Origin of the sequence: Streptomyces doebereineriae, from assembly GCF_031845645.1 — a bacterium.
Taxonomy (GTDB): Bacteria; Actinomycetota; Actinomycetes; order Streptomycetales; family Streptomycetaceae; genus Streptomyces; species Streptomyces canus.
Map to the genome: position 1 here is coordinate 88,055 of NZ_JAVREZ010000008.1, position 23,688 is coordinate 111,742.

The window sequence follows — 23,688 nt, forward strand, 5'->3', positions numbered from 1 at the left end:
TCACCCGACGCGGCCCGCAGCCTGGTGGCGAGGGCTGTCCGGTCAGGACTGCGGTGGAGGCGGCCGATGGCGCGAAGTACGCGACACCGGCCCCGTCCTGATGGCGGCCGCCGCTCCCCGGGTGTAGCGTCGTGACTCAGCAGTCGTGGTTCCGAAGTCCCGTTCGCCCGTGATCGCCATCACGGGCGTTCTTGCGTTTCAGCGCCTCTCCGGACCAGGGCGATCACCTCCGGGCACGCAGGGTGCGGGCCCGGTTTCCCTCGAAGGAGACAGTCGTGGCCAAGGGCACCGTCAAGTGGTTCAACAGCGAGAAGGGCTTCGGCTTCATCGAGCAGGAGGGTGGAGGCCCCGACGTCTTCGCCCACTACTCGAACATCGCCGCCCAGGGATTCCGCGAGCTGCAGGAAGGCCAGAAGGTCGAGTTCGACGTCACCCAGGGCCAGAAGGGCCCGCAGGCGGAGAACATCCGCCCCGTCTGATCGCGCTGTTCGGCAAGGCCCGGCACACCCACTCGGGTTCACCGGGCCTTGTCGCCTGCTGTAGCGCGGCAACGGGTCGGCGCCCTGCCGCTCGGCCGGTCTCTCCGTCGAAGGCGAGCGGGCCGGCCCTTTTCGGCGTGGGTGCGTCTCACGCCGTTCGTGTCGGCCGACGTGCGCCCCGCGGGCCTTCCCGCCGCCGTCCCCGGGGTCCCGTCGTTCGCGGAGACCCCCGTCGGGGCGCCGTCCACCCGGCGAGCCCTGCGTCACCACGGACGGCGACACCGTGTCGTACGCCGGCCCGCGCGGGGCGGGCAGAGTCTCATACGCCCGTGGGACATGAAACCTGATCGAAGTGTGGGGCGAGCCGTTCACCCAGCGCGTCATGCGGCACCTGGTCGTCGCCATGGCGGCCCCGCTGCTGTTCCCTCCCCTGGCGGCCGTCGCACCGGCCTCCGGCGCACGGCGCGGTTCAGGTGCACATGGTGGCGGTGGGACTGTTGAGTCTCGCCGTGCGCGGCACGACCCTACTGGCCACCGGGACCGCGCCCGCCGTGCCGGCCTGCACGCTCCACTCCCGGCCGCCGTCTGCGCGGGGGTTTCCCGGACAGAGCGGTTGACCGGCCCGGCCGGGGCACTCGGAGGCCATCACAGGACTCCGGCAGCCGGAGGGGAATCATGAACAGGACGGCACGCACCTCGCACGAGGGTCCGACGCGGCAGAAGCGGCTGGTGATCTATCTCAATGACCACCTGGCCGGTGCGACGGCGGGTGTCGAGCTCGCCCGCCGGATGGCTCAGGAGCACCGCGGGTCGGCCTACGGCGAGACCCTGGAGAGCCTGCGCAAGGAGATCTCGCAGGACCGGCAGGCACTGGTACGTCTCCTTGCCGACCTCGACGTCCCCGTCAGGCGCTACAAGACGTACGGAGCGTGGCTGGGCGAGAAGGCCGGGCGGATGAAGCCCAACGGCCGTCTGCTGCGCCGCTCCGGGCTCGCGCTGCTGGTCGAGCTCGAAACGCTGCGGCTGGGGGCGCAGGGCAAGGCCTCGCTGTGGCGCGGGCTGCTCGCCGCGTCGGCGCAGGACTCACGTCTGGACGCCGACCGGCTGGAGGAGTTGCTGCGCAGGGCGGGGCAGCAGATCCGGACGTTGGACGCCCTGCACGCGAGGGTCGCCACGGCACTGCTGTTTCCCGTGACGGGGCAGGAACCGGCGTCGACGGCCACGGCAGGCACGGGCTCCTCGGTCTGACGGTCCTCAACACGCTCCTGGGCTGTGGCTTCGGCAGTGACGGCCGCGGCTCAGGAGTCAGGTGCCCGGCTGCGGGTACGCGGTCGGCCTCCCAGCGCGTGACCGGGGTGGTGGCATGGTGAACACCGGGGACACCGGGCGGATGCTGCGGCGGCTGCTGCAGGCCGCGCACACGGTGACGCTGGAGGAGTTGCCCGGCCTCATCGCCGGCCATGCGGATGCCGCCGGGTTGTACGACGTGGCCGTCTTCGCCGTCGACATCCGCGAGACGCTGCTGCGGCAGATCACCGGCCGCGGTCCCGACGCGGCGGCGGGCGGGGAAGAGGTGCGGATCGACGGCACCCTGCCCGGGCGGGCCTACCAGCGGGTGACGCTCGTCGCCGAGCCACCGCGCGGGGCACGGTCCCGGCGGCGGTGGTGGGTGCCGGTGACCGACGGCGTCGAGCGCATCGGGGTGCTCCGGGCGGACTCGGAGGACGGTGACGACGGGGCCGTACGGGAGGATCTGCGCGACCTCGCCTCGCTGGTGGCCCTGGTCCTGCTCAGCCGGCGGTCCTGCAGTGACTCCTTCGCCCGGCTGGTGCGTACGGAGCCGATGAACGTGGCGGCGGAGATGCAGTGGAAGCTGATGCCGCCCGCCGCCTTCGCCGGCCATGACGTGACCCTCGGTGCCGCGAGCGAGCCCGCCTACGAGATGGGCGGTGACGCCTTCGACTACGCCCTGAGCGGCAGCGTCCTCCATCTGTCGGTGTTCGACGCGATGGGTCACGACACGACCGCGGGGATCACCGCGAACGTGGCGGTGGCCGCCTGCCGCAACGCCCGCCGCCAGGGGGCCTCGCTCACCGAGACGAGCCACGCCGTCGAGGACGTGCTGGCAGCCCACTTCGGGACCAGCCGCTACGTCACCGGCGTCCTCGCCGACCTCGATCTGGACACGGGGCATCTGAACTGGATCAATCGCGGTCACCCGCTGCCGCTCGTCGTCCGGGACAATCGCTGGACCGTCGAGCTCGTCTGCCCGCCGGCCGGACCGATGGGCGCGGGCCTTGGGCTGCCGGTCGTCGTCAGCCGTGAGCAGCTGGAGCCGGGCGACCGGCTGCTGCTGTACACCGACGGGATCGTCGACGCCCGCGATGCCGAGGGGCGGCGGTTCGGCCGTGAGCGGTTCGCCGACTTCGTCGTCCGCCACCACTCCGGCCGCCAGACCCTGCACGAGACCCTGCGTCGGCTGATGCACGCCGTCCTGGACCACCACTGCGGCCGCCTGGACGACGACGCCACCGTCCTGCTGGCCGAATGGCGCGCCGGCCACCAGCATCGGCTCGTCCCCTGACTCCTGAGATCGCCTGACGGGCTACGCCACGACGGTCTCGGTCACCCCGCCGTCGTGCGAGGCGAACTGGGTCCGGTAGAGCTCCGCGTACCGGCCGTCGAGCGCGAGCAGTTCCTCGTGCGTCCCCCGTTCCACGATCCGCCCGTCCTCGACCACCAGGATCTGGTCGGCCGCGCGGACCGTCGACAGCCGGTGAGCGATCACGATCGCCGTCCTGCCCTCCAGCGCCTCGGCGAGCGCCTCCTGGACGGCGGCCTCCGAGGTGTTGTCCAGGTGGGCGGTGGCCTCGTCGAGGATGACCACACGCTGGCGGGCCAGCAGGAGACGGGCGATGGTCATGCGCTGACGCTCGCCGCCGGAGAGCCGGTAGCCGCGCTCGCCGACCACGGTGTCGAGACCGTCCGGCAGGGACCGTACGAGATCGTCCAGGCGGGAGCGGCCCAGGGCGTCCCACAGTTCGGCCTCGGTCGCCTCCGGGCGGGCCAGCAGCAGATTCGCGCGGACCGTGTCGTGGAAGAGGTGGCCGTCCTGGGTGACCATGCCGAGGCTGGCCCGCAGGGACCCGGCGGTCAGGTCGCGGACGTCGACGCCGCCGATGCGTACGGCGCCCTCGTCCACGTCGTAGAGCCGCGGCAGCAGTTGCGCGACGGTCGACTTCCCGGCGCCGGAGGAGCCGACGAGGGCGATGGTCTGGCCGGGTTCGGCGCGGAAGGAGACGCCGTGCAGGACCTCGGCGCCGCCGCGGGTATCGAGGGAGGCGACCTCCTCCAGGGAGGCCAGGGAGACCTTGTCGGCGGAGGGGTAGCCGAAGCGGACGTCCGAGAACTCGACGGCGACCGGTCCTTCGGGCACCTCGCGGGCGCCGGGCTTGTCCTCGATCAGCGGCTTCAGATCGAGTACCTCGAAGACCCGCTCGAAGCTGACCAGTGCGCTCATGACCTCGACGCGGGCGCCGGCGAGGGCGGTGAGCGGGGCGTACATGCGGGTCAGGAGCAGCGCGAGGGAGACCACGGCGCCCGGTTCCAGGCTGCCGCGCAGGGCGAACCAGCCGCCGAGGCCGTAGACCAGGGCGAGAGCCAGCGAGGAGACCAGGGTCAGGGCGGTGATGAACACCGACTGGGCGGTGGCGGTCCGGACGCCGATGTCGGCCACGCGGCGGGCCCGGGCCGCGAACTCCTCGGACTCCTGCTCGGGGCGGCCGAAGAGCTTGACCAGGGTGGCGCCGGGCGCGGAGAACCGCTCGGTCATCCTCGTGCCCATGGCCGCGTTCAGCGCGGCCGCCTCCCGCTGCATCCGGGCCATCCGGCTGCCCATGCGGCGGGCCGGGATCACGAACACCGGGAGCAGCGCGAGCGCGAGCAGGGTGATCTGCCAGGACAGGGTGAGCATCACCACAAGGGTCAGCAGCAGGGTGACCAGGTTGCTGACCACGCCTGACAGGGTGTTGCTGAAGGCGCGCTGCGCGCCGATGACGTCGTTGTTGAGACGGGAGACCAGCGCTCCCGTACGAGTGCGTGTGAAGAACGCGACCGGCATGCGCTGCACATGATCGAACACAGCCGTCCGCAGATCGAGGATGAGTCCCTCCCCGAGCGCGGCCGACAGCCGTCTGCCGAGGACGCCGAGGGCGGCCTCCGCGACCGCGATGAGAGCGATGAGCAGGGCCAGGCGTACGACCTTGCCCTCGTCGTCGCCCGACACGATCGCGTCGACGATGTGTCCGGCCAGTACGGGCGTGGCGACGGCGAGCAGCGCGGTCGCCACCCCGAGTACGACGAAACGGGCGATACGGGTACGGTGCGGGCGGGCGAACGAGCCGATGCGGCGCAGCGTCGCGCGGGCGAACGGGCGGCGCTCCTGCTCGGCGTTCATGACACTGTGCAGCTGTGTCCAGGCTGTGGTCTCCATGCTCATGGGAGAGAACTTAGAACCTCGAGCGTTATTGAGGTCAACGTCCGAACATCAACCGCCCGACCGAAGGACTCGATGACCGTACGTAAGACCCTGGCCCCGCTTCCGCAACCCGCTGTTGGCGCGGCGAGGAAAACCTCTCCCGATGTGACAGCGGTAGAACTCCCCCAGGGACGCCCTCTCCAGCGCCTCCCCGTCCGCCGTATCCGCCAGATCCTGTGTCTGGTCCCGCTCCTGCTGGTCACCGTCGTGGCGGTGCGGCACCGGTCCGTACTCGCGGAGGGCTTCGGCCATCTGCGGCACGCCGAGTGGCCGTGGCTCCTCGCCGCGGCCGGTGCCACCTGTCTGACCTGGGTGGCCGCCTCCTTCACCCGGCAGGGTGCGGTGGTGGAGCGGCTGCCCCGGCGGCGACTGCTGGCGACCCAGTTCGCGGCGGGCGCGGCGAACCACCTGTTGCCGACGGGCCTCGGCGCGGGGGCGGTCAATCTGCGCTTCATGACCGTGTGCGGGGTCTCGCTCGCCCGATCCTCGGCCGCGCTCGCCCTGTATCTGCTGGCGGAGTCGATCGGCCGGCTCACCCTGCTGGCCGTGCTGTTCGTCGCCTTCCCGGACGCGCTGCGCCTCGACGGGCTGCTGCCCGACACCGCGGTGGGTCCGCTGCTGCTGGGCCTGGGCGCGGTGCTCGTGGTGGCCGTGGGCGTGCTCGCGGGTGTCCGCCGGGTGCGGACGGCCGTGGGCTCCTTCCTGCGGACCGCACTGGGCGAGGCCCGCTCGGTGCACACCCGCCCCTCGCGGGCGCTCGCGCTGTGGGGCGGTTCGCTCGCCTTCCCGGCGCTGCAGGCGGCCGGGCTGGCCGCGGTGGGGCAGGCGCTGGGGCTGTCGGTGCCGCCGGCGCACATGGCCGTGGCGTATCTGGCGGCGACCTGCGCGGTGGCGCTGGTGCCCACACCGGGCGGGGTCGGCTCGGTGGAGGCGGCCCTCGTGGTGGCGCTGGTGGCGGCCGGCGGCCCGGTGGCCGTGGCCACGGCGGTGGTGCTCGCCTACCGGATCATCACGGTCTGGGTGCCGCTGGTGCCGGGGGCACTGACGCTGGGTGCGCTGGTGCGGCTGAAGGTGATCTGAACTGGGCGTCACTCACCAGGGCGTTCACCGACCGGTGAGCCGTACGCGCACGGGCCGGCGGCTCTGACGGAAGGTCAGCGCCCGTACCCGGACGCCGGTGGCCGTCCGTATGCGACCGCCTGCGGCGCGGTGACCGCGATCGAGCGGGGAGCCGTTTTCAGCCGGGTCCGTGGAGCCTGGGGCGGTGGAGCAAGCCCGTCGGCTGTGGCGTGGGGGGCCTGTGTGACGGTGCTGTTCTGTCCGCCACAGTCCTCGCCGGTGACGGTGGACACGATGAACTGCTTCTTGCCACGGTGTGGTGGCCGACCGGGAACAGGCCGAACTCGCCGAGGGGATCGTCTGAAACCCGGCGATCCGTCGCCCTGCCCGGTACGAACTCCTGTGTCGGATACGGCAGGATGAGCGGTCGCGTCGGCCACGGAACCTTCACACGGCCGACGCGATCGCACATCCCGCAATTTCGAACAGGTGGCAACGTGACGGCATTTCAACGGGATCTCACCATGGACGACATGGTCGGCGCCGGCATCGCCGTGGTGGCGGGCCTGGTGGCGGCTTTCCTGCTGCGCATGCTGCTCAAGTGGCTGGGCAAGCACGCGGACCGCACCAAGTGGGGCGGCGACGACGTCCTCGTGGCCGCGCTGCGGACCGTGGTGCCCTCGGCGGCGATCGCGGGCGGCATCGCCGCCGCGGCAGCGGCGATGCCGCTGACCAAGGCGGTCCAGCACACCGTCAACCAGGTCCTGACCGTGCTGCTGATCTTCGTCGTCACGGTGGCGGCGGCCCGGCTGGTCGCAGGGCTCGTGCGGACGGTCACCACGTCCCGCTCCGGGGTCGCCGGTTCGGCCACGATCTTCGTCAACATCACGAGGGTGCTGGTCCTGGCGATCGGTTTCCTGGTCGTCCTGCAGACCCTCGGCATCTCCATAGCGCCGATGCTCACCGCCCTCGGCGTCGGCGGTCTCGCGGTCGCGCTGGCCCTCCAGGACACCCTCGCCAACCTCTTCGCAGGCATCCACATCCTCGCCTCCAAGACCGTCCAGCCCGGCGACTACATCCGGCTGGCCAGCGGCGAGGAGGGCTACGTCGAAGACATCAACTGGCGTCAGACGACGGTCCGCGCGCTCTCCAACAACCTGATCGTCGTGCCCAACGGCGAGCTCGCCAAGACGAACATGACCAACTTCATGCGTCCCGAACAGCAGTTGACGATCCTGGTGCAGGTCGGGGTGGCCTACGACAGCGATCTCGACCACGTCGAGCGGGTCACCTGCGAGGTCGTCACCCAGGTCATGACGGAGATCGAGGGCGCGGTCCCGGAGCACGAACCGCTGGTCCGCTTCCACACCTTCGGCGACTCCCGCATCGGCTTCACGGTCATCCTGGGCGTCGGCGAGTTCAGCGACCAGTTCCGGATCAAGCACGAGTTCATCAAGGAGCTGCACAAGCGCTACCGCCACGAGGGCATCCGGATCCCGGCGCCCGCGCGGACCGTCGCCCTCCAGCAGGGCTCGGTGTCGATTCCGCAGCAGCGCGGCGCGGAGACCGTGATCGAGCCGGGCGAGGTGCCCTCCGCCCGGCTCGACTGAGTCCCCTAGAGAGTCGCCGAGTTGTCGTGCCAGTGGCCGTCCGTCCGGTTCTGCGGCTGCCGCAGCGCGGAGCTGACCGGCGTCACCGTCCAGTCCGGGTGACCGGGCATCCTCGGCGTCTTGGTGCCGTACAGCCAGTCCCCCAGGAAGCCGGACTGGTCGGCGCCGGAGACCTCCGAGGCGACGGCGATGTAGTCGCCGGTCGACGCCGAGGCGTTGCGGAAGCGCTCCAGGAAGGTGGACTCGATCGCGCTGAAGACGCTCTCGCCGACCTGCTGACGCAGCGCGTACAGGACGAGGACGCCGCCCAGGTAGCGCTGGCTGTCGAAGAGGTTGGCCTCGTTCGGGGCGGCGACCGGGCCCGAGGACTTGCGCCACTGGTCGCCGCGCGCGTAGGTGTCCTTCATCCGCGCTTCCATCGTGGTGAGACCGAGGGAGTCGGCCCAGCCGCGCTCGTAGCGGTAGAGCAGCCCGTAGAAGTCGGCGTGGCCCTCGTTGAGCCACAGGTCGGACCAGGTCGCCGGGCTCACGCTGTTGCCGAAGTAGGAGTGGACCAGCTCGTGCATCATGTGCGAGCCGATGCTCTTCTCCGCCTGGAGCAGGAAGTTCGGCTTGTACAGGGTGAGGGTCTGGGTCTCCAGCCCCGTGAAGTCGAAGGCGTTCGAGGCGTCGTTGTTGCACGGCAGCAGGCCGTACGTCTCGAACGGGAAGGCCCCGAGCCGCTGCTCGATCCAGCTCACCAGGTTCGGGGTGAGGGCGAGGGCGGGCTCCAGGGCGGTGGCCCGGGCGGTCGGGACGACGTCCCTGAGCGGGAGTCCGTGCGGCCCTTGCCGGTCCTTGATCACGTAGTCGCCGACCGTGATCTGCACGATCTCGGTGGCGATCGGCTCCCGGGACCGGTAGCAGTACGCGGTCCGGCCGTCGCCGATGTCCTCGGTGCTCACCAGGTGGCCGCTCGCGACGCCCTTGAGACCGGCCGGGACGGTGATGCGGAAGGTGAAGTCCGCCTTGTCCGAGGGGTGGTCGTTGCACGGGAAGACGGTGTGCGCCGTATTGGGCTGGGGGCAGATGGCGAAGCCGTCCGGGGTGGGCACCCAGGCGGTGTGGGCCAGGGCGGCACGCGGGTCCGCCGTGTACGTCACGGTCACGGTCGCCGTGGTCCGCGCGGCCAGCGGGACGGCCGGGGTGATCCGCAGCTTCTCGCCGGCCTGCTCCCGGGCGGCCGGGACGCCGTCGAGCAGCACCTCGTGCACGTCGAGGCCCAGCGCGTCCAGGGAGAGGCGGCTCAGCTCCTGGGTGGTGGTGAGCGTCAGGGTGGCCGTCGCGTCGACGAGCCGGGTCGTGGCGTCGTACGCGAGGTCGAGGTGGTAGGCGGAGACGCGGTAGCCGTCATTGCCGAGGCTCGGGAAGACGGGATCCCCGAGGGTCTCCGGGCCAGGGGTGCCGGTCTCCGGGTCAGCGTGCGCCGGGGAGGCCACGGACAGGGCCGCCACGGTGCCGAGGAGAGCCGCCGGGGCCGTCACTCTGGTGCGATATCTCATGGTCTGCTTTCCCTCGGGCGGCCGGGTGGTCGGGGTCCGGCCGTCGGATGAGTGCGATCAACGTGCATGACCACAAGATCAGACGCTTCGGTTGCCTCGGGGGATGTGCAGGATCTTCGGAAGTAGGCGAGGACCGCTGTCGAGACCGGCGGGATCACGAGATATCTTGATGTCGAGCAATGTTGCAGACGTGGAGCGGAGCACCCGGTGACTGACTCGACCATCATCTATACGCACACTGACGAGGCCCCGGCCCTGGCGACGTATTCCTTCCTGCCGGTGGTCCAGGCGTACGCCTCGCAGGCGGGTGTCTCCGTGGAGACGCGGGACATCTCGCTGGCCGGGCGCATCATCGCCGTGTTCCCGGAGTACCTGACCGAGGACCAGCGGATCCCGGACGCCCTGCACGAGCTGGGCGAACTGGCGAAGACGCCCGAGGCCAACATCATCAAGCTGCCGAACGTCTCGGCGTCGATCCCGCAGCTCAAGGCCGCCGTCGCCGAGCTTCAGGCCCAGGGCTACGCGCTGCCGGACTACCCGGACGACCCGAAGACGGACGAGGAGCGGGACATCCAGGCCCGCTACGACAAGATCAAGGGTTCCGCCGTGAACCCGGTCCTGCGTGAGGGCAACTCCGACCGCCGCGCCCCCGCCTCGGTCAAGAACTACGCCAAGACCCACCCGCACCGCATGGGCGCCTGGTCGTCGGAGTCCAAGACCAACGTGGCGACGATGGGCGTGGACGACTTCCGCTCCACCGAGAAGTCCGTCGTGATCTCCGAGGCCGGCACGCTGCGGATCGAGCTGGTCGGCGACGACGGCTCCACCACCGTGCTGCGCGAGTCCGTACCGGTTCTCGAGGGCGAGGTCGTCGACGCCTCGGTGCTGCACGTGGCCCCGCTGCGGGAGTTCCTCACCGCGCAGATCGCCCGCGCCAAGGCCGAGGACGTGCTGTTCTCCGTGCACCTGAAGGCCACGATGATGAAGGTCTCCGACCCGATCATCTTCGGTCACGTGGTGCGCGCCTTCTTCCCGAAGACCTTCGCGCAGTACGGCCAGACGCTCGCCGCGGCCGGCCTGACCCCTAACGACGGTCTGGGCGGCATCTACAAGGGCCTGGAGTCCCTGCCCGAGGGCGCCGAGATCAAGGCGTCCTTCGACGCCGAGCTCGCCGAGGGCCCGGCCCTGGCGATGGTCGACTCCGACAAGGGCATCACCAACCTGCACGTGCCGTCCGACGTGATCGTGGACGCCTCGATGCCGGCCATGATCCGCACCTCCGGCCACATGTGGGGCCCGGACGGGCAGGAGGCCGACACCCTCGCGGTGCTGCCGGACTCGTCGTACGCCGGTGTCTACCAGGCCGTGATCGAGGACTGCCGTGCCAACGGCGCCTACGACCCGTCGACCATGGGCTCCGTCCCGAACGTCGGCCTCATGGCGCAGAAGGCCGAGGAGTACGGCTCGCACGACAAGACCTTCGAGATCCGGACCACCGGCACGGTCCGCCTCGTCGACCAGAACGGCAACGCCGTCATCGAGCAGACGGTCTCCGCCGGCGACATCTTCCGCGCCTGCCAGACCAAGGACGCGCCGATCCGCGACTGGGTGAAGCTGGCCGTCACCCGCGCCCGTGCGACCGGCAACCCGGCGGTGTTCTGGCTGGACGAGACTCGCGCGCACGACGCCAACCTGATCGCCAAGGTCAACACGTACCTGCCGGAGCACGACACCGAGGGCCTGGACATCCGGATCCTCGCCCCGGTCGAGGCGACCAAGCTGTCGGTGGAGCGCATCCGCCGCGGCGAGGACACGATCTCGGTGACGGGCAACGTCCTGCGTGACTACCTGACCGACCTCTTCCCCATCCTGGAGCTGGGCACCAGCGCCAAGATGCTGTCGGTCGTCCCGCTGATGGCGGGCGGCGGCCTGTTCGAGACGGGCGCCGGCGGCTCCGCGCCGAAGCACGTCCAGCAGCTGGTCAAGGAGGACTACCTGCGCTGGGACTCCCTCGGTGAGTTCTTCGCGCTGGTCCCGTCCCTGGAGCAGTACGCCGACTTCACGGGCAACTCCCGCGCGAAGGTCCTCGCCGACACCCTCGACCGCGCCACGGCGACCTTCCTCAACGAGGACAAGTCCCCGACCCGTCGCGTCGGCGGCATCGACAACCGCGGCAGCCACTTCTACCTGTCCCTGTACTGGGCCCAGGAGCTGGCCGCGCAGACCGACGACGCGGACCTGGCGAAGGCCTTCGCCCCGCTCGCCGAGACGCTCGCCGCGAACGAGCAGAAGATCGTCGAAGAGCTGAACGCCGTTCAGGGCAAGCCGGCCGACATCGGCGGCTACTACCAGCCCGACCCGGCCAAGGCCGCGAAGATCATGCGCCCGTCGACGACGTGGAACGAGACGCTGGCGTCCCTGAGCTGACCCGGGCCCGCTGCGTGACCCCGCCCCGACCGGCAGCTGCCCGGCCGGGGCGGAGGCGTCTCCGCCGGGGGGTGACGCTCACCAGTCCCGGGTGGCGATGAGCTCCTCGACGTCGGCGTCCGCGAAGCCGTAGGCGTCGGCCACGAACCAGAAGTTCTCGGCTATCTCCTCGCGGGCCACGGTCTCGATGTCGAAGTCGTCGTCCTGCAGGTCGTTGAACTCCTCGGTGGCCGCCTGGGTCAGCACGTACAGCGCGGCCAGTTCGGCGGGCCGGTCCGCCTCGATCCGCTCGCACAGCCGCAGCAGGATCTCCTTGCCCCGGTCCACCGCACGGTCGGGGTAGTAGCCGTCGCGGTAGAGCGCCTCGAGGAACGAGTGGCCGGTCACCCGCTGGTTGCTGATGTTCATGCTGTGATGGTGCACCACGCCACTGACAACGCCCCGGGAGCAGCCGTATGCCCTCGTTCGACCTGTTGCCCGGTGCCGAGCGGTCGCCGGTGATCCTCCATGTGCCGCACTCGGGGCGGGCGATACCGGCCGAGGTACGGGCCGGGATCGTGCTGGACGACTTCGCGCTGGAGCGGGAGCTCGATCACATCGTCGACGCGCACACGGCTCGGCTCGCCGAGGAGGCGGCTCGCCGGGCCCACCTGACGCCGTGGCGGTTCGTGAACCGGCTCTCGCGACTGGTCGTCGATCCCGAGCGGTTTCCGGACGAGCGGGAGGAGATGCTCGCCGTGGGGATGGGGGCCGTGTACACGCGGACCACGCACGGGGAGGAGCTGCGGCCCGCGGACACCGACCCCGAGCCGCTCCTCGCGCGCTACTTCCGGCCGTACGCCCGGGCGATGACCGACGCCGTGGCCCAGCGGCTGGCCGTCACCGGGCGTGCCGTCGTCATCGACGTGCACTCCTATCCCAGCGCGCCGCTGCCCTACGAGCTGCACGGCGAGGGGCCACGGCCGCCGGTCTGCCTCGGTACCGACTCCTTCCACACGCCGCCCGAGCTGCTCGCCGCGGCCCGCGAGGCGTTCGGGGACGTCGGGCTGGACAGTCCGTTCGGTGGGACCTACGTGCCGCTGGAGTTCTACGGCCGCGAGCCCCGGGTGAGTGCGCTGATGGTGGAGATTCGGCGGGACACCTACATGACGGAACCGGGCGGACCCGCCGGGCCGGGGCTGCTCCGGCTCGCGCAGGCACTCGCCGCTCTCGTGGACGCTCTGGAGTCTCCCGACGCGCGGTTCAGACGGTGAGCCAGTCGGTGACGATCACTCCTTCGCCGGTCCGCAGCCGTAGGGCGAAGGGACCGGCGGGCGACGCCTCGTGGATGAAGCGGCCCATGTCGTCGGTGGTGAGCGGCGAGCCGGCCTGGGGACCGCTGAGCACCTCGATCCGGGCCGACTGAGGCGGCAGCACCTGCCCCATGAGGCCCTGCGGGGTGAGCTCGACGTCGACCGTCACTTCACCCGCGTGGAAGGTCAGCATCCGCGGTGCCCCCGTCGCTCCCCGCACCGGAAGGGCGTCCACCACCGAGTCGAAGGCGAGTTCGGCGATCCGGCTGTCCAGGTCGTGCAGCGCGAACGCCTCGACGGCGATCTGCCGCAGGGCGGGCGGTACGGGGTCCAGGATGGCCGTTGCCTGCCGGAGCTCCTCCTCCAGCAGTTCGAGCGCGAACTCCTCGTCCGGCGACGCCTCTTCGTCGAAGGCTGCGTGCTGATCGTCCTGATCGTCGTTCATGTCGCTCATACCGCCCCCCGGGCTTCGAGCCGCGCCCGCAACCGCCGCAGGCAGCGCTGGCGCAGTGGTCCGATGCTGCCCACCGCGATCCCCAGTGCGGCGGACACCTCCTGGTAGCCGGGCTTCGGCGAGGCCATCAGGATGCGCAGCAACTGCCGGCAGCGCTCGCCGAGTTCCTCGAACTCCTGCCACAGGTACCGGACCCGCTCGCTCTGGGCGGCGGCCTCCTCGGAGTCGATGAACGACTGCTCGGGCGTACGGTCCTCGCTGATCCGGTCCAGGAGCTGCGGATCGTCCGTGACGGTCAGCCGCCTTAAGCTCTTGAGCACCTTCAGGCACTCGTGGCGCGCGGTGCTCGCCAGCCAGGACTTGGCCTTGTCGGGTTCGCGGATCCGCCCGAGGTGCTGGGCGAAGCGGAACCACACGGTCTGGTACACCTCGTGCGCGTCGGCGTCGGAGAGCCGGTGCGCGCGCACGACGGACCACACCAGTGGGCTCAGCCCCTCCACGAGCGCCTTCCAGGCCGCCGCGTCACCGTCGACGGCGGACTGGACCAGCGCACCGACATCTGCACGGTCCACGGTCCCACCCCTCGTGTACGGCAAGTCATCGTACGCCGTGGAAGGGACCACTCCGGCCCTCATGCGCCGACAGGGCGCTGCACGACCGGCACCGGGCGCCAGCCGGCCGGCCGCAGCGCCGGTACGTGCGCCCCGCGCACTTCGGCGAACTGCGTGTTCGTGGCCAGCAGTTGCTGCCGGGCGGCGCGCGGGTCGGTCTCCTTGTTCGCGGTCATGTGGGCGGCGACCAGGCCAGCCACGACCGGGGTCGCGAAGGAGGTGCCGCTCCAGTGCGCGTACCCCTCGAACATCACCTGGTCCGGCTTGGCCGGGGTGCCGTCCTCGCTCAACACGCCGACGTGGGAAGGGGACTGGCAGGTGCACACGTAGGTGAAGCCGAACCTGCAGGCCTCGTACGTGGAGTGCTGGTAGAGGTACGGCACGGGCGCGTCGAAGCCGGTGAGGGCGCTGGTGAGCCGCTCGCCGGGGGCGTAGACCTTCACCCAGGAGCCGTGGTTGCTGAAGCAGGCGCCGAACTCGCCGTCGCCGCGCAGCGCGCCGACCGACAGGACGACGTCCTGGTACTCGGGCAGGTCGGCGTAGGCGGCGGGCCAGAAGGGGCTGGCGCTGGCGTTGTTGCCGGCCGCGGCGATCAACAGGGTGCCGTGGGCGCGCAGTTCCTGCATGAAGGCGTCCATGCCGAGCAGTCCGTCGCTGCGGCCGTTGGAGGTACCCGCGGAGAGGCTGATGAGGTCGGGCCAGCCGTCGGCGACGGCCTCGAAGAGTTTCTCGCCGAGCTCGGACTCCAGGATGGCGCCCGCGTCGTTGAGGGTGTTGCGGACGGTGATATCGGTGTTGGGCGCGACGGCCGCGAGGACACCGGCGATGAACGTGCCGTGGCCGACGTACTGGAGGAGGTTGCCGGCCCCGTCGGTCTCGGTGCCGTGCAGGTCGCCCTCGACGTGGGCGAGCAGCGGGACGAGGCTGTGGTCGTGGGTGAGTCCGTTGTCGACGACGAGGACGCCCACGGCGGTGTCGGAGTCATGCCCGGTTTCCGCGGGGGCCGGGTTGGTGCCCTGGCTGAGCGCGGCGGGCACGGGCTCGTCGCCGGGGCAGGAGTTGACCGCGATCGACACCACGTGGTTGCGGCTGACCAGCCGGTGTCCGGCGCGTCCCTCGCGTTCGCTCATGGCGCGCAGGGCGTGGGTGACGGCACGGTCGCCGCGCCGGTCGCCGTGGCCCGGGTCGCCGACCTTGATCCGGGTGATGCCCGAGCGGTTGGTCTCGGGGCTGTCCCGGCGCACATGGTCGCCGGTCAGACCGGTCGCCTCGGTGAAGTGGGTGCGGACGGTCTCCTCGACGAGCACCGCGTCGCGTCCGTCGCGGGCGAGCACGACACCCTTCTCATAGATGAACTCCGAGGCGTCGTCGGGTCCCAGTGCCAGCGGGACGTCCGGCATGGAGCGCTGGATCTGGTCGAACTGCTCGTGGAATCGCTGAGGTGCCATGGCGTTTCCTCCCACTGAGGCGGCGGTCGTCAGTCAGAGCCGCGGGGCCGGTGATTGATACAGCGCCAAACCGGTGTGGCCTGCCACCTGGGCCACTACCATCCATGGAGTGACAGCGGGAAGCGACTCGGTTCTCGAACTTCTGCCGATGGTGTTCGCCGCCCCCAACCAGGCGCTGGCGAGGGCAGAGGAAGTACTCGGCTCGGATCCCTCACCGCTGCACGCCTCCGTCGCCCATCAGGTGATCGGCATCTGGCAGCGGGACTGGGGCGACATGCGGATCGCCCTGGACCATCTGCGCCGGGCCCGCGATCTCGCGGCGCGCGCGGAGTCGGCCGACCGGGAGGCGGACGTGCTGGCCGCGCTAGGTGTGGCGCTGGTCCACGCGGGGCGGACCCGGCAGGGTCTGGCGGCGCTGGAGCGGGGGGTCGAGGTCGGCAGCGGGCACACCCGCGCACGCGTCCTGTTCCGGCGTGCCTACGCGTCCTGGGTCCTCGGGCATCACCGGGCGGCGCTGGAGGACGTACGGCGGGCGGTGCCGGTGCTGCGGCAGGCCGACGACGTGATCTGGACGGCGCGGGCGCTGACCCTGCGGGCCACCGTGCATCTGGCGCTCGGCGCGGTGGAGCGGGCGGACGCCGACTTCACGGCGGCGGAGGCGCTGTGGGACACCACGGGCCAGGAGCACGACAAGGCCGACGCGGTGGAGAGCCGGGGGCTGGCCGCGTACCGGTCGGGGAACATACCCGCCGCGCTGCGGCTGCTCGACGAGGCCCAGGAGCGGTACGCCAAGCTCGGCACGCCGATGTTCATGCTCAACATCAGGCGCTGCGAGGTCCTGATGGCGGCGGGGCTCGCCCCGGAGGCGCTCGCGGAGGCCGACGCGGCGATCGGGGTGCTGGACGGGATCGGCGGGCAGTCCACCCGCAAGGCGGAGCTGCTGCTCGCCGCGGCGCGGGCGGCCCGGCTCGCGGGTGACGCCCACACCGCGATCGCGCGCGCCGACATGGCCGTACGACTGTTCGCGGGGCAGCGGCGCACCTGGTGGGAGACGCATGCGCGGCTCGTGCTGATCGAGGCGCGGGTCGCCGCCGGGCGCGGCTCGGGCCGGCTGGTCGCGGACGCGGCCGCGGTCGCCGACCGGCTGGCCTCCTTCGGCGCCCCTGCCGCCCCGGAGGCCTCGCTGCTCGCGGGCCGGATCGCGCTGGGCCTGGGGTGGCGGGAGGACGCCCAGCGGCATCTGGAGGTGGCGGCCCGCAGCCGGCTCAGCGGGCCGCCGCTGGCGCGGATGACGGGGTGGGCGGCGCAGGCGCTGTGGGCGCGGGCCGTGGGCTCCGACCGGCGGGTGCTCGAGGCCTGTCGACGGGGTCTGGACGTGCTCGACGACCACCGTACGACGCTCGGCGCCTCCGAACTCCGGGCGCGGGCCACCGCTCAGGGCGCTGAGCTGGCCGGGCTCGCCGCGCGGGCCTCGCTCGCCTCGGGCGGTCCTCGGCGGCTGCTGGTGTGGAGCGAGCGCTGGCGGGCCACGGTGTTGTCCGCGCCGCCGACCCGCCCGCCGGCCGATCCCGAACTGCTCAGTGGCCTGACCGCGTTCCGGGAGATCGCGGCCCGGGCGGAGGCCGCCCGGATGGAGGGCCGGCCGGTGCCGACGCTGGAGCGTGAACAGCGACGCCTGGAACGGGAGATCCGCTCCCGGACCCTCCACATGCGAGGGGACGCGCCCGGTGACGGCTACCGGTTCGACCCGCGCAGGCTGCTGGAACGGCTCGGTGACGACGTACGGCTGGTCGAACTGGCCGTGCTCGACGGGCGTGTTCAGGTGCTGCTGTGCGCACAGGGGCGGGTGCGGCGGTTCGAGGGCGGCTTGCTGGCCGACGCGGAGAGCGAGGCGGAGCACGTCCAGGCGGGGCTGAGGCGACTGGCCCACCCGGGGGCGGAGGCGCGGCTTCCGGTGGTGGAGGCGGCCGGGCGGCGGCTGGAGGAGCTGCTGCTCGGGCCGGCCGCGGCGCAGCTCGGCTCCGGACCGGTCGTGGTGGTGCCGCCGGGGCGGCTGCACCGGGTGCCGTGGGCGCTGCTGCCCTCGCTGCGGGAACGGGTGTTCAGCGTGTCGCCGTCGGCGAGCAGCTGGCTGCGGGCGAGGGAGACCGTGCCTCCCCCGGGCGGGCGTCAGGTGCTCGTTCGCGGGCCGGGCCTCGCGACCGGGGGCGCCGAGGTGCCGGAACTGGCCGGGCGCCACGGCTCCGCGACCGTCCTTGAGTACGACGACGCGCGCGTGCCGCGGGTGTTGGCGGAACTGGACGGGGCGGCACTGGCGCATATCGCCGCGCACGGCACGTTCCGTGCGGACAGCCCGTTGTTCTCGGCGTTGCGGATGGCCGACGGGCCGCTCATCGTCCACGACTTCGAGCGCCTGGACCGCAGCCCGTACCGGATCATCCTGTCCTGCTGCGACACCGCCCGGTTCGCCTCGGTGGGCGCGGACGAGCTGCTCGGCCTGGTCACCGCGCTGCTGCCGCTGGGCACGGCGGGAGTGGTGGCGTGCAGCGCGCCGGTCAACGACGAGGCGGTGGTGCCGCTGATGCTCACGCTGCACAAGGGGCTCGGTGCGGGGGCGTCGATGGCGGAGGCGTTGCGCGACGCGCGGGCCTCGCTGCCGGGGGACGCGGTGCATCAGGCGACGGGGTGGGCGTTCTCGGCGTTCGGGGCGGCATGATGCCCCAGGGGTGCGTGATGTGTGGGGCGGCCTGACCCCTCCCCCGAATACTGGGGGTCAGACCGCCCCGGTCCGGTGTACGGCTCAGGCCGGCTGTGCCTCCGGCAGCTCGACCAGGCACGGCAGCGCGTCGCGGTCGCTCGCACCGAGGCGGGCGTACGCGCTGTAGAGGTGGTTGCCGACCGTGCGGATCGACAGGGTGAGCTGCTCCGCGATCTGGCGGTTGCTCAGGCCGGCGGCCGCGAGGGTGACGATCTGCCGCTGGCGGGCGGTGAGTTCGCCGAGGACAAGGCCGGACAGGGCCGGGGTGCGGGCGCCCTGGCAGCGCCGGGCCAGGGCGACGGCTCGGGTGCGGGAGGTGCGGGCGGCACCAGGGTCGCGGTGCGACGTTACGGCCTGGGCGTACGCCTCGGCGGCGAAGAGCAGGAAACCGCGCTCCTCCAACGCCTGCGCCGCCCGGTCGAGGGCGGGACCGTCGTCGTGGGCGAGCGCCTCGGCGTGTGCGGCGAAGACACCGGTCAGCCGGCCGACGGCCCGCTCGGGCGCGCCGAGCCGGACGGCGTCGTACGGATCCTCGCCGACCGTGCCGAGAGCCGCGTCGAGATCACCGCGGGCGGCGGCCCACCAGGTGACCGCCGAACCGCCCGCGACCTCCCGCGAGTCGGCAGCGCCGCTTGACGCGGTTGCGGTCGCGGTGAGTTGGGGGGTGCTGGGGTCGACGACGGCCGCGGGCGGTTGGAGAGGGCCGGAGTCCATGACGGGCGCGGGCGGTTGGAGAGGGCCGGAGTCCATGACGGGCGCGGGCGGTTGGAGAGGATCGGCGAGTCGGCTGTCACCGGACCGGCAGCCTCGGGACTCGATGGATTCCGGTGCCGTGGGCCCGGCCGGGACGACGGCGGGCCCGTCGCCCTCGGACCCGGTCGAGGGCTCAGGGGATCGGTCGACGTCCGGGCCGGCCGGAGGTGCCGCGAGCTCCGGGTGCCCCGACTGTGCCGCGGCCAGGGCGAGTTCGAGACGGCAGGCCGGGTCATCGGCGGCAGCCCGCAGTCCCTCCCTCGCCCAGGCCACGGCCTCCCGCAGTTCCCCCCGCAGGCGTGCGAACCGGGCCCGTACCGCGGCGTGCCGGGCCGGAACGCCAATGCCCTCGTCCAGGAGCCACTCCCCCACCGGCGCGGAGACGGCCCGTACGTCCGTCTCGGCGATCGCCCGGGCCAGTGCGGCCGTCTCGGTCTCCAGGGCCGCGGCGCAGTCGGCCGGGGTGCGGGCCAGGCGCAGAGTCTTCAGGCGTCCGGCGGCGGCTCGCAGCACCGGGGCGTGGAGAGGGTGGGCGAGCCGGGCGGTGCCGTGTTCGTCGACGTGGACGAGACCGTCGGCCTCCAGGCGTTCCAGGGCGTCCAGGTCGAGCGTGCCGACGTCTACGAAGAGCGGCTCACCGAAGGCCAGGCGGTCCAGGGTCTCGCGCTCGCCGGGACCCGTGCGGTCGAGAAGGTGCGCGGTGCGCTCGCGCACGGTCGCGGTGACCGGCACCGGGCCGCGCCACTCCCACTCGGTCGAGTCCGGGACCTGGTTCAGCAGCCCCTGCTCGCGCACCGCGTCCACCAACTCGCGCAATAGTCGCAGATCGCCCCGGCACATGCGGTACAGCCGGTTGACGGTGAGGGCTTCGAGGCCACCGACGCCGGCCGCGAGCAGCTGCGCGGTCTCCTCGCGGGGCAACGGCTCAAGGGCGAGGCGCGGCAGGAGCTCTCCGGTCCACAGGCGGGAGATCGCACCCGGCGAGCGGGCCCCGTCCGTGGCGACGACCAGGAGACGGGTGCGGCCGTGCACGGCGAGCTGGTGGACCAGGGCCGCCGAGGCGTCGTCCAGCAGATGGGCGTCGTCGACGAGCAACAGTCGTACACCTGACAGGAGTTGGACCGCGCGGTGCAGGGACGCGGTCTCCGGAACAAGGTGCGCGAAGGCGGCGAACGGGAGCGCGCGGGTCTCGGGCGTGCCCGCCACCCTGGCACAGTCGGTGCCGCGCACGGCCTCCGTGACGAGCCGGGTCTTGCCCCGGCCCGCGGGACCGGTGACCACGATGCCGTGCCGTCCCCCGGCGACCGACCTGCGGACCAGCTCGAGTTCCTCCTCCCGCCCGGTGAACGGCCAGGGCAGCTCCAGGGTCTTCGCGTCCGGTTCGAAAGTCATCACGGAAGCAAGAGCAGCGCTACTCAGTCCTGATACAGGGGGACTTGAGTAGCCCCCGACTCAGGCGCCCCGGGACGCCTCACGGCACGCTGAACCCCATGACCGCACGCTACTGCTCACTCGCGCAGCAGTCGGCTCCGGCGTTCGCCCCGGGGCTGGCCGCCGAGCGGCTGAGTGCGCTCATCGGCGGCAGCCGATTGTGGGTCAACAGCACGGTCCTGCACTACTGCTTTCTCGACGGCGACACCGACGGGTCGGTCATTCCGGTTCCGGGGACGGGACAGTCCCGTCGGGTGTCGTGGGTCGACGCCAAGGAGCAGCGGGACGTGGTGCGCGAGTGCTTCCAGGAGTGGCAGGACCTCGGGCTCGGCGTCACGATCACCGAGGTCGGCGACCGCTCGGAGGCCGAACTGCGCATCGGGTTCCAGCTCGGCGACGGCTCCTGGTCGACGGTGGGCAGGGACGCGCTCCAGGTCGGTCTGAACGAGCGCACCATGAACTTCGGCTGGGACCTGACCGCGCCCGGGGGACGCGGGACAGCCCTGCACGAGATCGGGCACGCGCTGGGCATGCTGCACGAGCACCAGAGTCCGTTCGCCGGGATCCACTGGGACGACGAGGCCGTCTACGCCGATCTGGCGGGCCCGCCGAACTTCTGGAGCCGGGACCGGACGTTCTACAACATCCTGCGCAAGCTCGACCCGGACGAGGTGAACGGCACCGTCTGGGACCCGCAGTCGATCATGGAGTACGCCTTCGAGGCGGGGCTGATCCTGGAGCCGGAGCAGTTCCGCGCGGGTCTCGATCCGCCCGGCACCCTGTCGGCCGCCGACAAGGAGTACGTCCTGCGCTGGTACCCGCCGACCGAGCCGACCCGGCCGCCGGCGCTGGTGCCCTTCCGCTCCGCGCCGCTCGGGCTCGGACCGGGTGAGCAGGCCGACTTCACCGTGGAACCGCCGGAGACCCGCGAGTACACCGTGGGCACCTTCGGCGACAGCGACACCGTCGTCGTGGTCTTCGAGGAGCGGGACGGGGAACCCCGCTATCTCACCGGCCGGGACGACGGAGGCACTTCGCACAACGCCACGATCAGGGCCCGTCTCGTGAAGGGCCGCCGCTACTTCGTCCGTGTGCGCCTGTACTCCGCATGGGGTTCGGGGGAAACCGCGGTCATGTGCTGGTGACAGCACAGACGGGCCGCACGGGCGAGGCTGGACCGCTGTCCGGCGCCGGGGGAATGGCCGGAAGTACGTAGCCTTCGGGGGAGGGAGACGTACTTCCGGCCACACGGCGTTCAGCGGGATTTCCGGGTGAAAGAGTGGGGGCATGCTGATCGTCATCGGCGGCCTGCCTGCCACCGGCAAGACCACTCTCGCGCGGCTCCTGGCCTCCAGGACGGGCGCGGTCCATCTACGGGTCGACACCATCGAGCAGGCGGTCGTCCGCTCCGGACTGGCCCGGCATCCCGTGGGGCCGGTGGGCTATGTCGTGGGGTACGCCCTCGCCGAGGAGCAGCTGCGGCAGGGGCTCACGGTGATCGCGGAGTCCGTCAACCCGCTGGCGATCACGCGCGATGCCTGGTGCGGCGCCGCGACGAGAGCCGGCGTGCCCGTGCTCGAGGTGGAGGTCGTCTGCTCCGATCCGGACGAGCACCGGCGCCGCGTGGACTCGCGCTCGGTGGACATCCCCGACCTGCCGCTGCCCACCTGGCAGCAGATCGCCGACCGGGAGTACGAGCCGTGGCATCGGGACCGCCTCGTGGTCGACACCGCGGGACAGGAGCCCGACGATTCGCTGGGCCCGCTGCTCGACGCGATCCTCACCGCAGGTCCCGGGTGAAGACGACACGGGGACGGCCCGGGCCGTCGTAGTCCTCCACCACGCGGGCGTCGAAGCCGAGGCTGCGGTGGAAGGCGATCGAACCCTCGTTGGTGACCGAGGTGATCGCTTTGAGGCGGACCGCACCCTGCCCGCGGGCGGCCTCGGTGAACGCTTCGTAGAGGGTACGGCCGAGGCCGGTGCCGCGGGTGTCGTCGCGGGTGGCGATCAGGTGGACGTAGCCGGTGTGGTCGGGGGTGACGAATCCGAAGAGGTAGCCGCGGATGCCGTCCTCGGCTCTGGCGACCAGAGAGGTGGCGCCGAACTCCTGCACCAGCGCCGTGAGATGGAGTGCGCGGAGGTCACGCTCGCCCCAGTAGCGGGCGTGGTCCGCCAGGACCTGGTGGAGGTCGCTGACATCGGCGAGGTCGATTCGGACGGCCATGGCGTCGATCATGGCATGGGGTCGGGCGCGTCCCGGTAACGGGCGGCCGTCCGGCGCGCGGTCTCCGCCAACTCCCCGCGGACTTCCGCCGGTTCGAGGACCTCGGCGTCGGGGCCGAAGCCGAGCAGACGGCGGCAGGCGGTGCGCCGGTCGTCGAAGTGCAGGACCAGGCGGTATAGGCCGGGTTCCTCGGGATCGGGGACCGCCCGCGCCGCCGACTCCGTGTCGCCGAGTACCTGCGGGAGTGCGGCAAGCCCTGTTGCCGACAGGCGTACCGTGACCGGGAGTTGGTCCAGACTCGCCTCGAACTCGGCCGTCCAGCGGGCCCAATGGGCCGGCAGGTCGAAGTCGGCGGGGCGGGCGAAGGTCTCGGGCAGGAGTTCCGCTTCCATGATTCTGGACGCCCGGTGCGCGCGGATGCCCCGGTCGGACCGGACGACCAGGTACCAGACGCCCGCCTTCGCGACCAGGCCCAGGGGGTCCACGTCGGACCAGGCATCGCGCTGCACGTGCCGCAGACGCAGACGCCTGTCCCGTCGTACGGCATCGACCAGCACGGCGAGGTGCGCGACCGGTTCCGGTGGCTTGAACCAGGCCTGGGTGTCGATGTGGAAGCGGCTCGCCGTCAGGCTCACCTGCTCGCGGCCCGCCGCCGGCAGGGCGGACAGCAGTTTCAGGCGCGCCTGGGCCAGCGCGTCGCCCAGCGCGATCCGTTCCAGCGGGCCGCCCCCGGAGGCGACCGCCAGCAGGGCCGTCGCCTCCTCCGCGCTGATACCGAGCAGCGGACTGCGCCAGCCCTCCATGAGACGGCAGCCGCCGCCCGGACCGCCGCTCGCCACCACCGGTATGCCCGCCGCGCTCAGCGCCTCCAGGTCCCGGTAGACGGTACGGACCGACACCTCGAGTTCCGCAGCGAGTTCACGGGCCGTCATCTGTCCGCGGGACTGGAGGCTGAGCAGGAGGGACAGCAGCCTGTCCGCACGCATCGGGCGATCACCTCATCGACGTAGGACTGACGGCCGTATGGCTGACAAAGGATGTCAGCCATACGGCCGTAGCGTCGT

Annotated in this window: 19 protein-coding genes and 1 pseudogene; 11 read left to right on the forward strand and 9 right to left on the reverse strand. The window is 71.9% G+C overall.

The annotated features are described in order from the left end of the window. Window positions 1-275: 275 nt before the first annotated feature. From RNB18_RS23625 to RNB18_RS23635, 3 genes are all read left to right on the forward strand, one after another. Window positions 276-479 carry a cold-shock protein gene (locus RNB18_RS23625; RefSeq protein WP_020120296.1) on the forward strand — a complete coding sequence of 68 codons (204 nt, stop codon included), beginning with the start codon at window positions 276-278 and terminating at the stop codon, window positions 477-479. Window positions 480-1,154: 675 nt separating this feature from the next. Beyond that, window positions 1,155-1,727: a hypothetical protein gene (locus RNB18_RS23630; protein WP_311716106.1), complete on the forward strand. Its 573-nt coding sequence runs from the start codon at window positions 1,155-1,157 to the stop codon at window positions 1,725-1,727. Between the two features lie 115 nt (window positions 1,728-1,842). After that, window positions 1,843-3,063, forward strand: coding sequence for a PP2C family protein-serine/threonine phosphatase (locus RNB18_RS23635; protein ID WP_311716107.1), 1,221 nt, complete (start codon window positions 1,843-1,845; stop codon window positions 3,061-3,063). A gap of 21 nt (window positions 3,064-3,084) precedes the next feature. On the opposite strand, the gene RNB18_RS23640 is transcribed toward RNB18_RS23635, so the two are convergent. Beyond that, window positions 3,085-4,971: an ABC transporter ATP-binding protein gene (locus RNB18_RS23640; RefSeq protein WP_311716390.1), complete on the reverse strand. Its 1,887-nt coding sequence runs from the start codon at window positions 4,969-4,971 to the stop codon at window positions 3,085-3,087. Between the two features lie 150 nt (window positions 4,972-5,121). Here RNB18_RS23640 and RNB18_RS23645 point away from each other — a divergent pair, with 150 nt between their 5' ends. The 3 genes and pseudogenes from RNB18_RS23645 (at window position 5,122) to RNB18_RS23655 (ending at window position 7,685) form a co-directional block, all read left to right on the forward strand. Further along, on the forward strand, window positions 5,122-6,096 hold the full coding sequence (locus RNB18_RS23645) for a lysylphosphatidylglycerol synthase transmembrane domain-containing protein (protein ID WP_311716108.1): 975 nt from the start codon (window positions 5,122-5,124) through the stop codon (window positions 6,094-6,096). A 134-nt stretch (window positions 6,097-6,230) separates the two neighbouring features. Then, window positions 6,231-6,439, forward strand: a pseudogene (locus RNB18_RS23650) (amino acid permease); the annotation flags it as partial. Window positions 6,440-6,599: 160 nt separating this feature from the next. Continuing rightward, window positions 6,600-7,685: a mechanosensitive ion channel family protein gene (locus tag RNB18_RS23655; RefSeq protein WP_311716391.1), complete on the forward strand. Its 1,086-nt coding sequence runs from the start codon at window positions 6,600-6,602 to the stop codon at window positions 7,683-7,685. 5 nt (window positions 7,686-7,690) lie between these two features. Here the strand turns inward: RNB18_RS23655 and RNB18_RS23660 are convergent, their stop codons facing one another. Further along, window positions 7,691-9,226, reverse strand: a complete 1,536-nt coding sequence (locus RNB18_RS23660; RefSeq protein ID WP_311716109.1) for a M1 family metallopeptidase — start codon at window positions 9,224-9,226, stop codon at window positions 7,691-7,693. 207 nt (window positions 9,227-9,433) lie between these two features. On the opposite strand from RNB18_RS23660, the gene RNB18_RS23665 reads away from it, so the two are divergent. After that, entirely contained in the window at window positions 9,434-11,653 is a 2,220-nt protein-coding gene (locus RNB18_RS23665) for an NADP-dependent isocitrate dehydrogenase (protein WP_311716110.1), read from the forward strand. Window positions 11,654-11,731: 78 nt separating this feature from the next. On the opposite strand, the gene RNB18_RS23670 is transcribed toward RNB18_RS23665, so the two are convergent. Further along, a complete protein-coding gene (locus RNB18_RS23670; protein ID WP_311716111.1) occupies window positions 11,732-12,061 on the reverse strand; it encodes a DUF5713 family protein in 330 nt (109 codons plus the stop codon). A gap of 47 nt (window positions 12,062-12,108) precedes the next feature. Here RNB18_RS23670 and RNB18_RS23675 point away from each other — a divergent pair, with 47 nt between their 5' ends. Further along, window positions 12,109-12,906 (forward strand): N-formylglutamate amidohydrolase, encoded by a 798-nt coding sequence (locus tag RNB18_RS23675; protein WP_311716112.1) that lies wholly within the window; start codon window positions 12,109-12,111, stop codon window positions 12,904-12,906. Here the strand turns inward: RNB18_RS23675 and RNB18_RS23680 are convergent. Genes RNB18_RS23680 through RNB18_RS23690 form a run of 3 tightly spaced genes read right to left on the reverse strand, consistent with a single transcriptional unit; the run spans window position 12,896 to window position 15,458 of the window. Beyond that, complete coding sequence (locus RNB18_RS23680; RefSeq protein WP_394817662.1) at window positions 12,896-13,390, reverse strand: hypothetical protein; 495 nt, start codon at window positions 13,388-13,390, stop codon at window positions 12,896-12,898. The genes RNB18_RS23675 and RNB18_RS23680 overlap by 11 nt on opposite strands. Window positions 13,391-13,395: 5 nt before the next feature. Then, window positions 13,396-13,971 (reverse strand): RNA polymerase sigma factor, encoded by a 576-nt coding sequence (locus RNB18_RS23685; RefSeq protein WP_057617915.1) that lies wholly within the window; start codon window positions 13,969-13,971, stop codon window positions 13,396-13,398. 59 nt (window positions 13,972-14,030) lie between these two features. After that, window positions 14,031-15,458: a S8/S53 family peptidase gene (locus tag RNB18_RS23690; RefSeq protein ID WP_311716114.1), complete on the reverse strand. Its 1,428-nt coding sequence runs from the start codon at window positions 15,456-15,458 to the stop codon at window positions 14,031-14,033. A 148-nt stretch (window positions 15,459-15,606) separates the two neighbouring features. Between RNB18_RS23690 and RNB18_RS23695 the strand changes: the two genes are divergently transcribed. Beyond that, window positions 15,607-18,174, forward strand: a complete 2,568-nt coding sequence (locus tag RNB18_RS23695; RefSeq protein ID WP_311716392.1) for a CHAT domain-containing protein — start codon at window positions 15,607-15,609, stop codon at window positions 18,172-18,174. Between the two features lie 84 nt (window positions 18,175-18,258). Here RNB18_RS23695 and RNB18_RS23700 read toward each other — a convergent pair whose 3' ends face one another. Next, window positions 18,259-20,361: a LuxR C-terminal-related transcriptional regulator gene (locus tag RNB18_RS23700; protein WP_311716115.1), complete on the reverse strand. Its 2,103-nt coding sequence runs from the start codon at window positions 20,359-20,361 to the stop codon at window positions 18,259-18,261. A gap of 98 nt (window positions 20,362-20,459) precedes the next feature. Here RNB18_RS23700 and absR1 point away from each other — a divergent pair, with 98 nt between their 5' ends. Then, a complete protein-coding gene (gene absR1 / locus RNB18_RS23705; RefSeq protein WP_311716116.1) occupies window positions 20,460-21,545 on the forward strand; it encodes a beta-glucuronidase AbsR1 in 1,086 nt (361 codons plus the stop codon). 142 nt (window positions 21,546-21,687) lie between these two features. Further along, entirely contained in the window at window positions 21,688-22,200 is a 513-nt protein-coding gene (locus tag RNB18_RS23710) for an AAA family ATPase (protein ID WP_311716117.1), read from the forward strand. Here RNB18_RS23710 and RNB18_RS23715 read toward each other — a convergent pair. Then, a complete protein-coding gene (locus RNB18_RS23715; RefSeq protein ID WP_311716118.1) occupies window positions 22,181-22,624 on the reverse strand; it encodes a GNAT family N-acetyltransferase in 444 nt (147 codons plus the stop codon). The two genes, RNB18_RS23710 and RNB18_RS23715, sit on opposite strands and share 20 nt — an antisense overlap. 8 nt (window positions 22,625-22,632) lie before the next feature. Next, window positions 22,633-23,610 (reverse strand): helix-turn-helix transcriptional regulator, encoded by a 978-nt coding sequence (locus RNB18_RS23720; RefSeq protein WP_311716119.1) that lies wholly within the window; start codon window positions 23,608-23,610, stop codon window positions 22,633-22,635. Window positions 23,611-23,688: the final 78 nt, after the last annotated feature.

What these genes read in the sequence shown, in the direction of transcription:
- RNB18_RS23630 (WP_311716106.1), top strand. Translation starts at nt 1,155, where the DNA reads ATGAACAGGACGGCACGCACCTCGCACGAGGGTCCGACGCGGCAGAAG.
- RNB18_RS23635 (WP_311716107.1), top strand. Translation starts at nt 1,843, where the DNA reads ATGGTGAACACCGGGGACACCGGGCGGATGCTGCGGCGGCTGCTGCAG.
- RNB18_RS23640 (WP_311716390.1), bottom strand. Translation starts at nt 4,971, where the DNA reads ATGGAGACCACAGCCTGGACACAGCTGCACAGTGTCATGAACGCCGAG.
- RNB18_RS23655 (WP_311716391.1), top strand. Translation starts at nt 6,600, where the DNA reads ATGGACGACATGGTCGGCGCCGGCATCGCCGTGGTGGCGGGCCTGGTG.
- RNB18_RS23660 (WP_311716109.1), bottom strand. Translation starts at nt 9,226, where the DNA reads ATGAGATATCGCACCAGAGTGACGGCCCCGGCGGCTCTCCTCGGCACC.
- RNB18_RS23670 (WP_311716111.1), bottom strand. Translation starts at nt 12,061, where the DNA reads ATGAACATCAGCAACCAGCGGGTGACCGGCCACTCGTTCCTCGAGGCG.
- RNB18_RS23675 (WP_311716112.1), top strand. Translation starts at nt 12,109, where the DNA reads ATGCCCTCGTTCGACCTGTTGCCCGGTGCCGAGCGGTCGCCGGTGATC.
- RNB18_RS23680 (WP_394817662.1), bottom strand. Translation starts at nt 13,390, where the DNA reads ATGAACGACGATCAGGACGATCAGCACGCAGCCTTCGACGAAGAGGCG.
- RNB18_RS23690 (WP_311716114.1), bottom strand. Translation starts at nt 15,458, where the DNA reads ATGGCACCTCAGCGATTCCACGAGCAGTTCGACCAGATCCAGCGCTCC.
- RNB18_RS23695 (WP_311716392.1), top strand. Translation starts at nt 15,607, where the DNA reads ATGGTGTTCGCCGCCCCCAACCAGGCGCTGGCGAGGGCAGAGGAAGTA.
- RNB18_RS23700 (WP_311716115.1), bottom strand. Translation starts at nt 20,361, where the DNA reads ATGACTTTCGAACCGGACGCGAAGACCCTGGAGCTGCCCTGGCCGTTC.
- absR1 (WP_311716116.1), top strand. Translation starts at nt 20,460, where the DNA reads ATGACCGCACGCTACTGCTCACTCGCGCAGCAGTCGGCTCCGGCGTTC.
- RNB18_RS23710 (WP_311716117.1), top strand. Translation starts at nt 21,688, where the DNA reads ATGCTGATCGTCATCGGCGGCCTGCCTGCCACCGGCAAGACCACTCTC.
- RNB18_RS23715 (WP_311716118.1), bottom strand. Translation starts at nt 22,624, where the DNA reads ATGGCCGTCCGAATCGACCTCGCCGATGTCAGCGACCTCCACCAGGTC.
- RNB18_RS23720 (WP_311716119.1), bottom strand. Translation starts at nt 23,610, where the DNA reads ATGCGTGCGGACAGGCTGCTGTCCCTCCTGCTCAGCCTCCAGTCCCGC.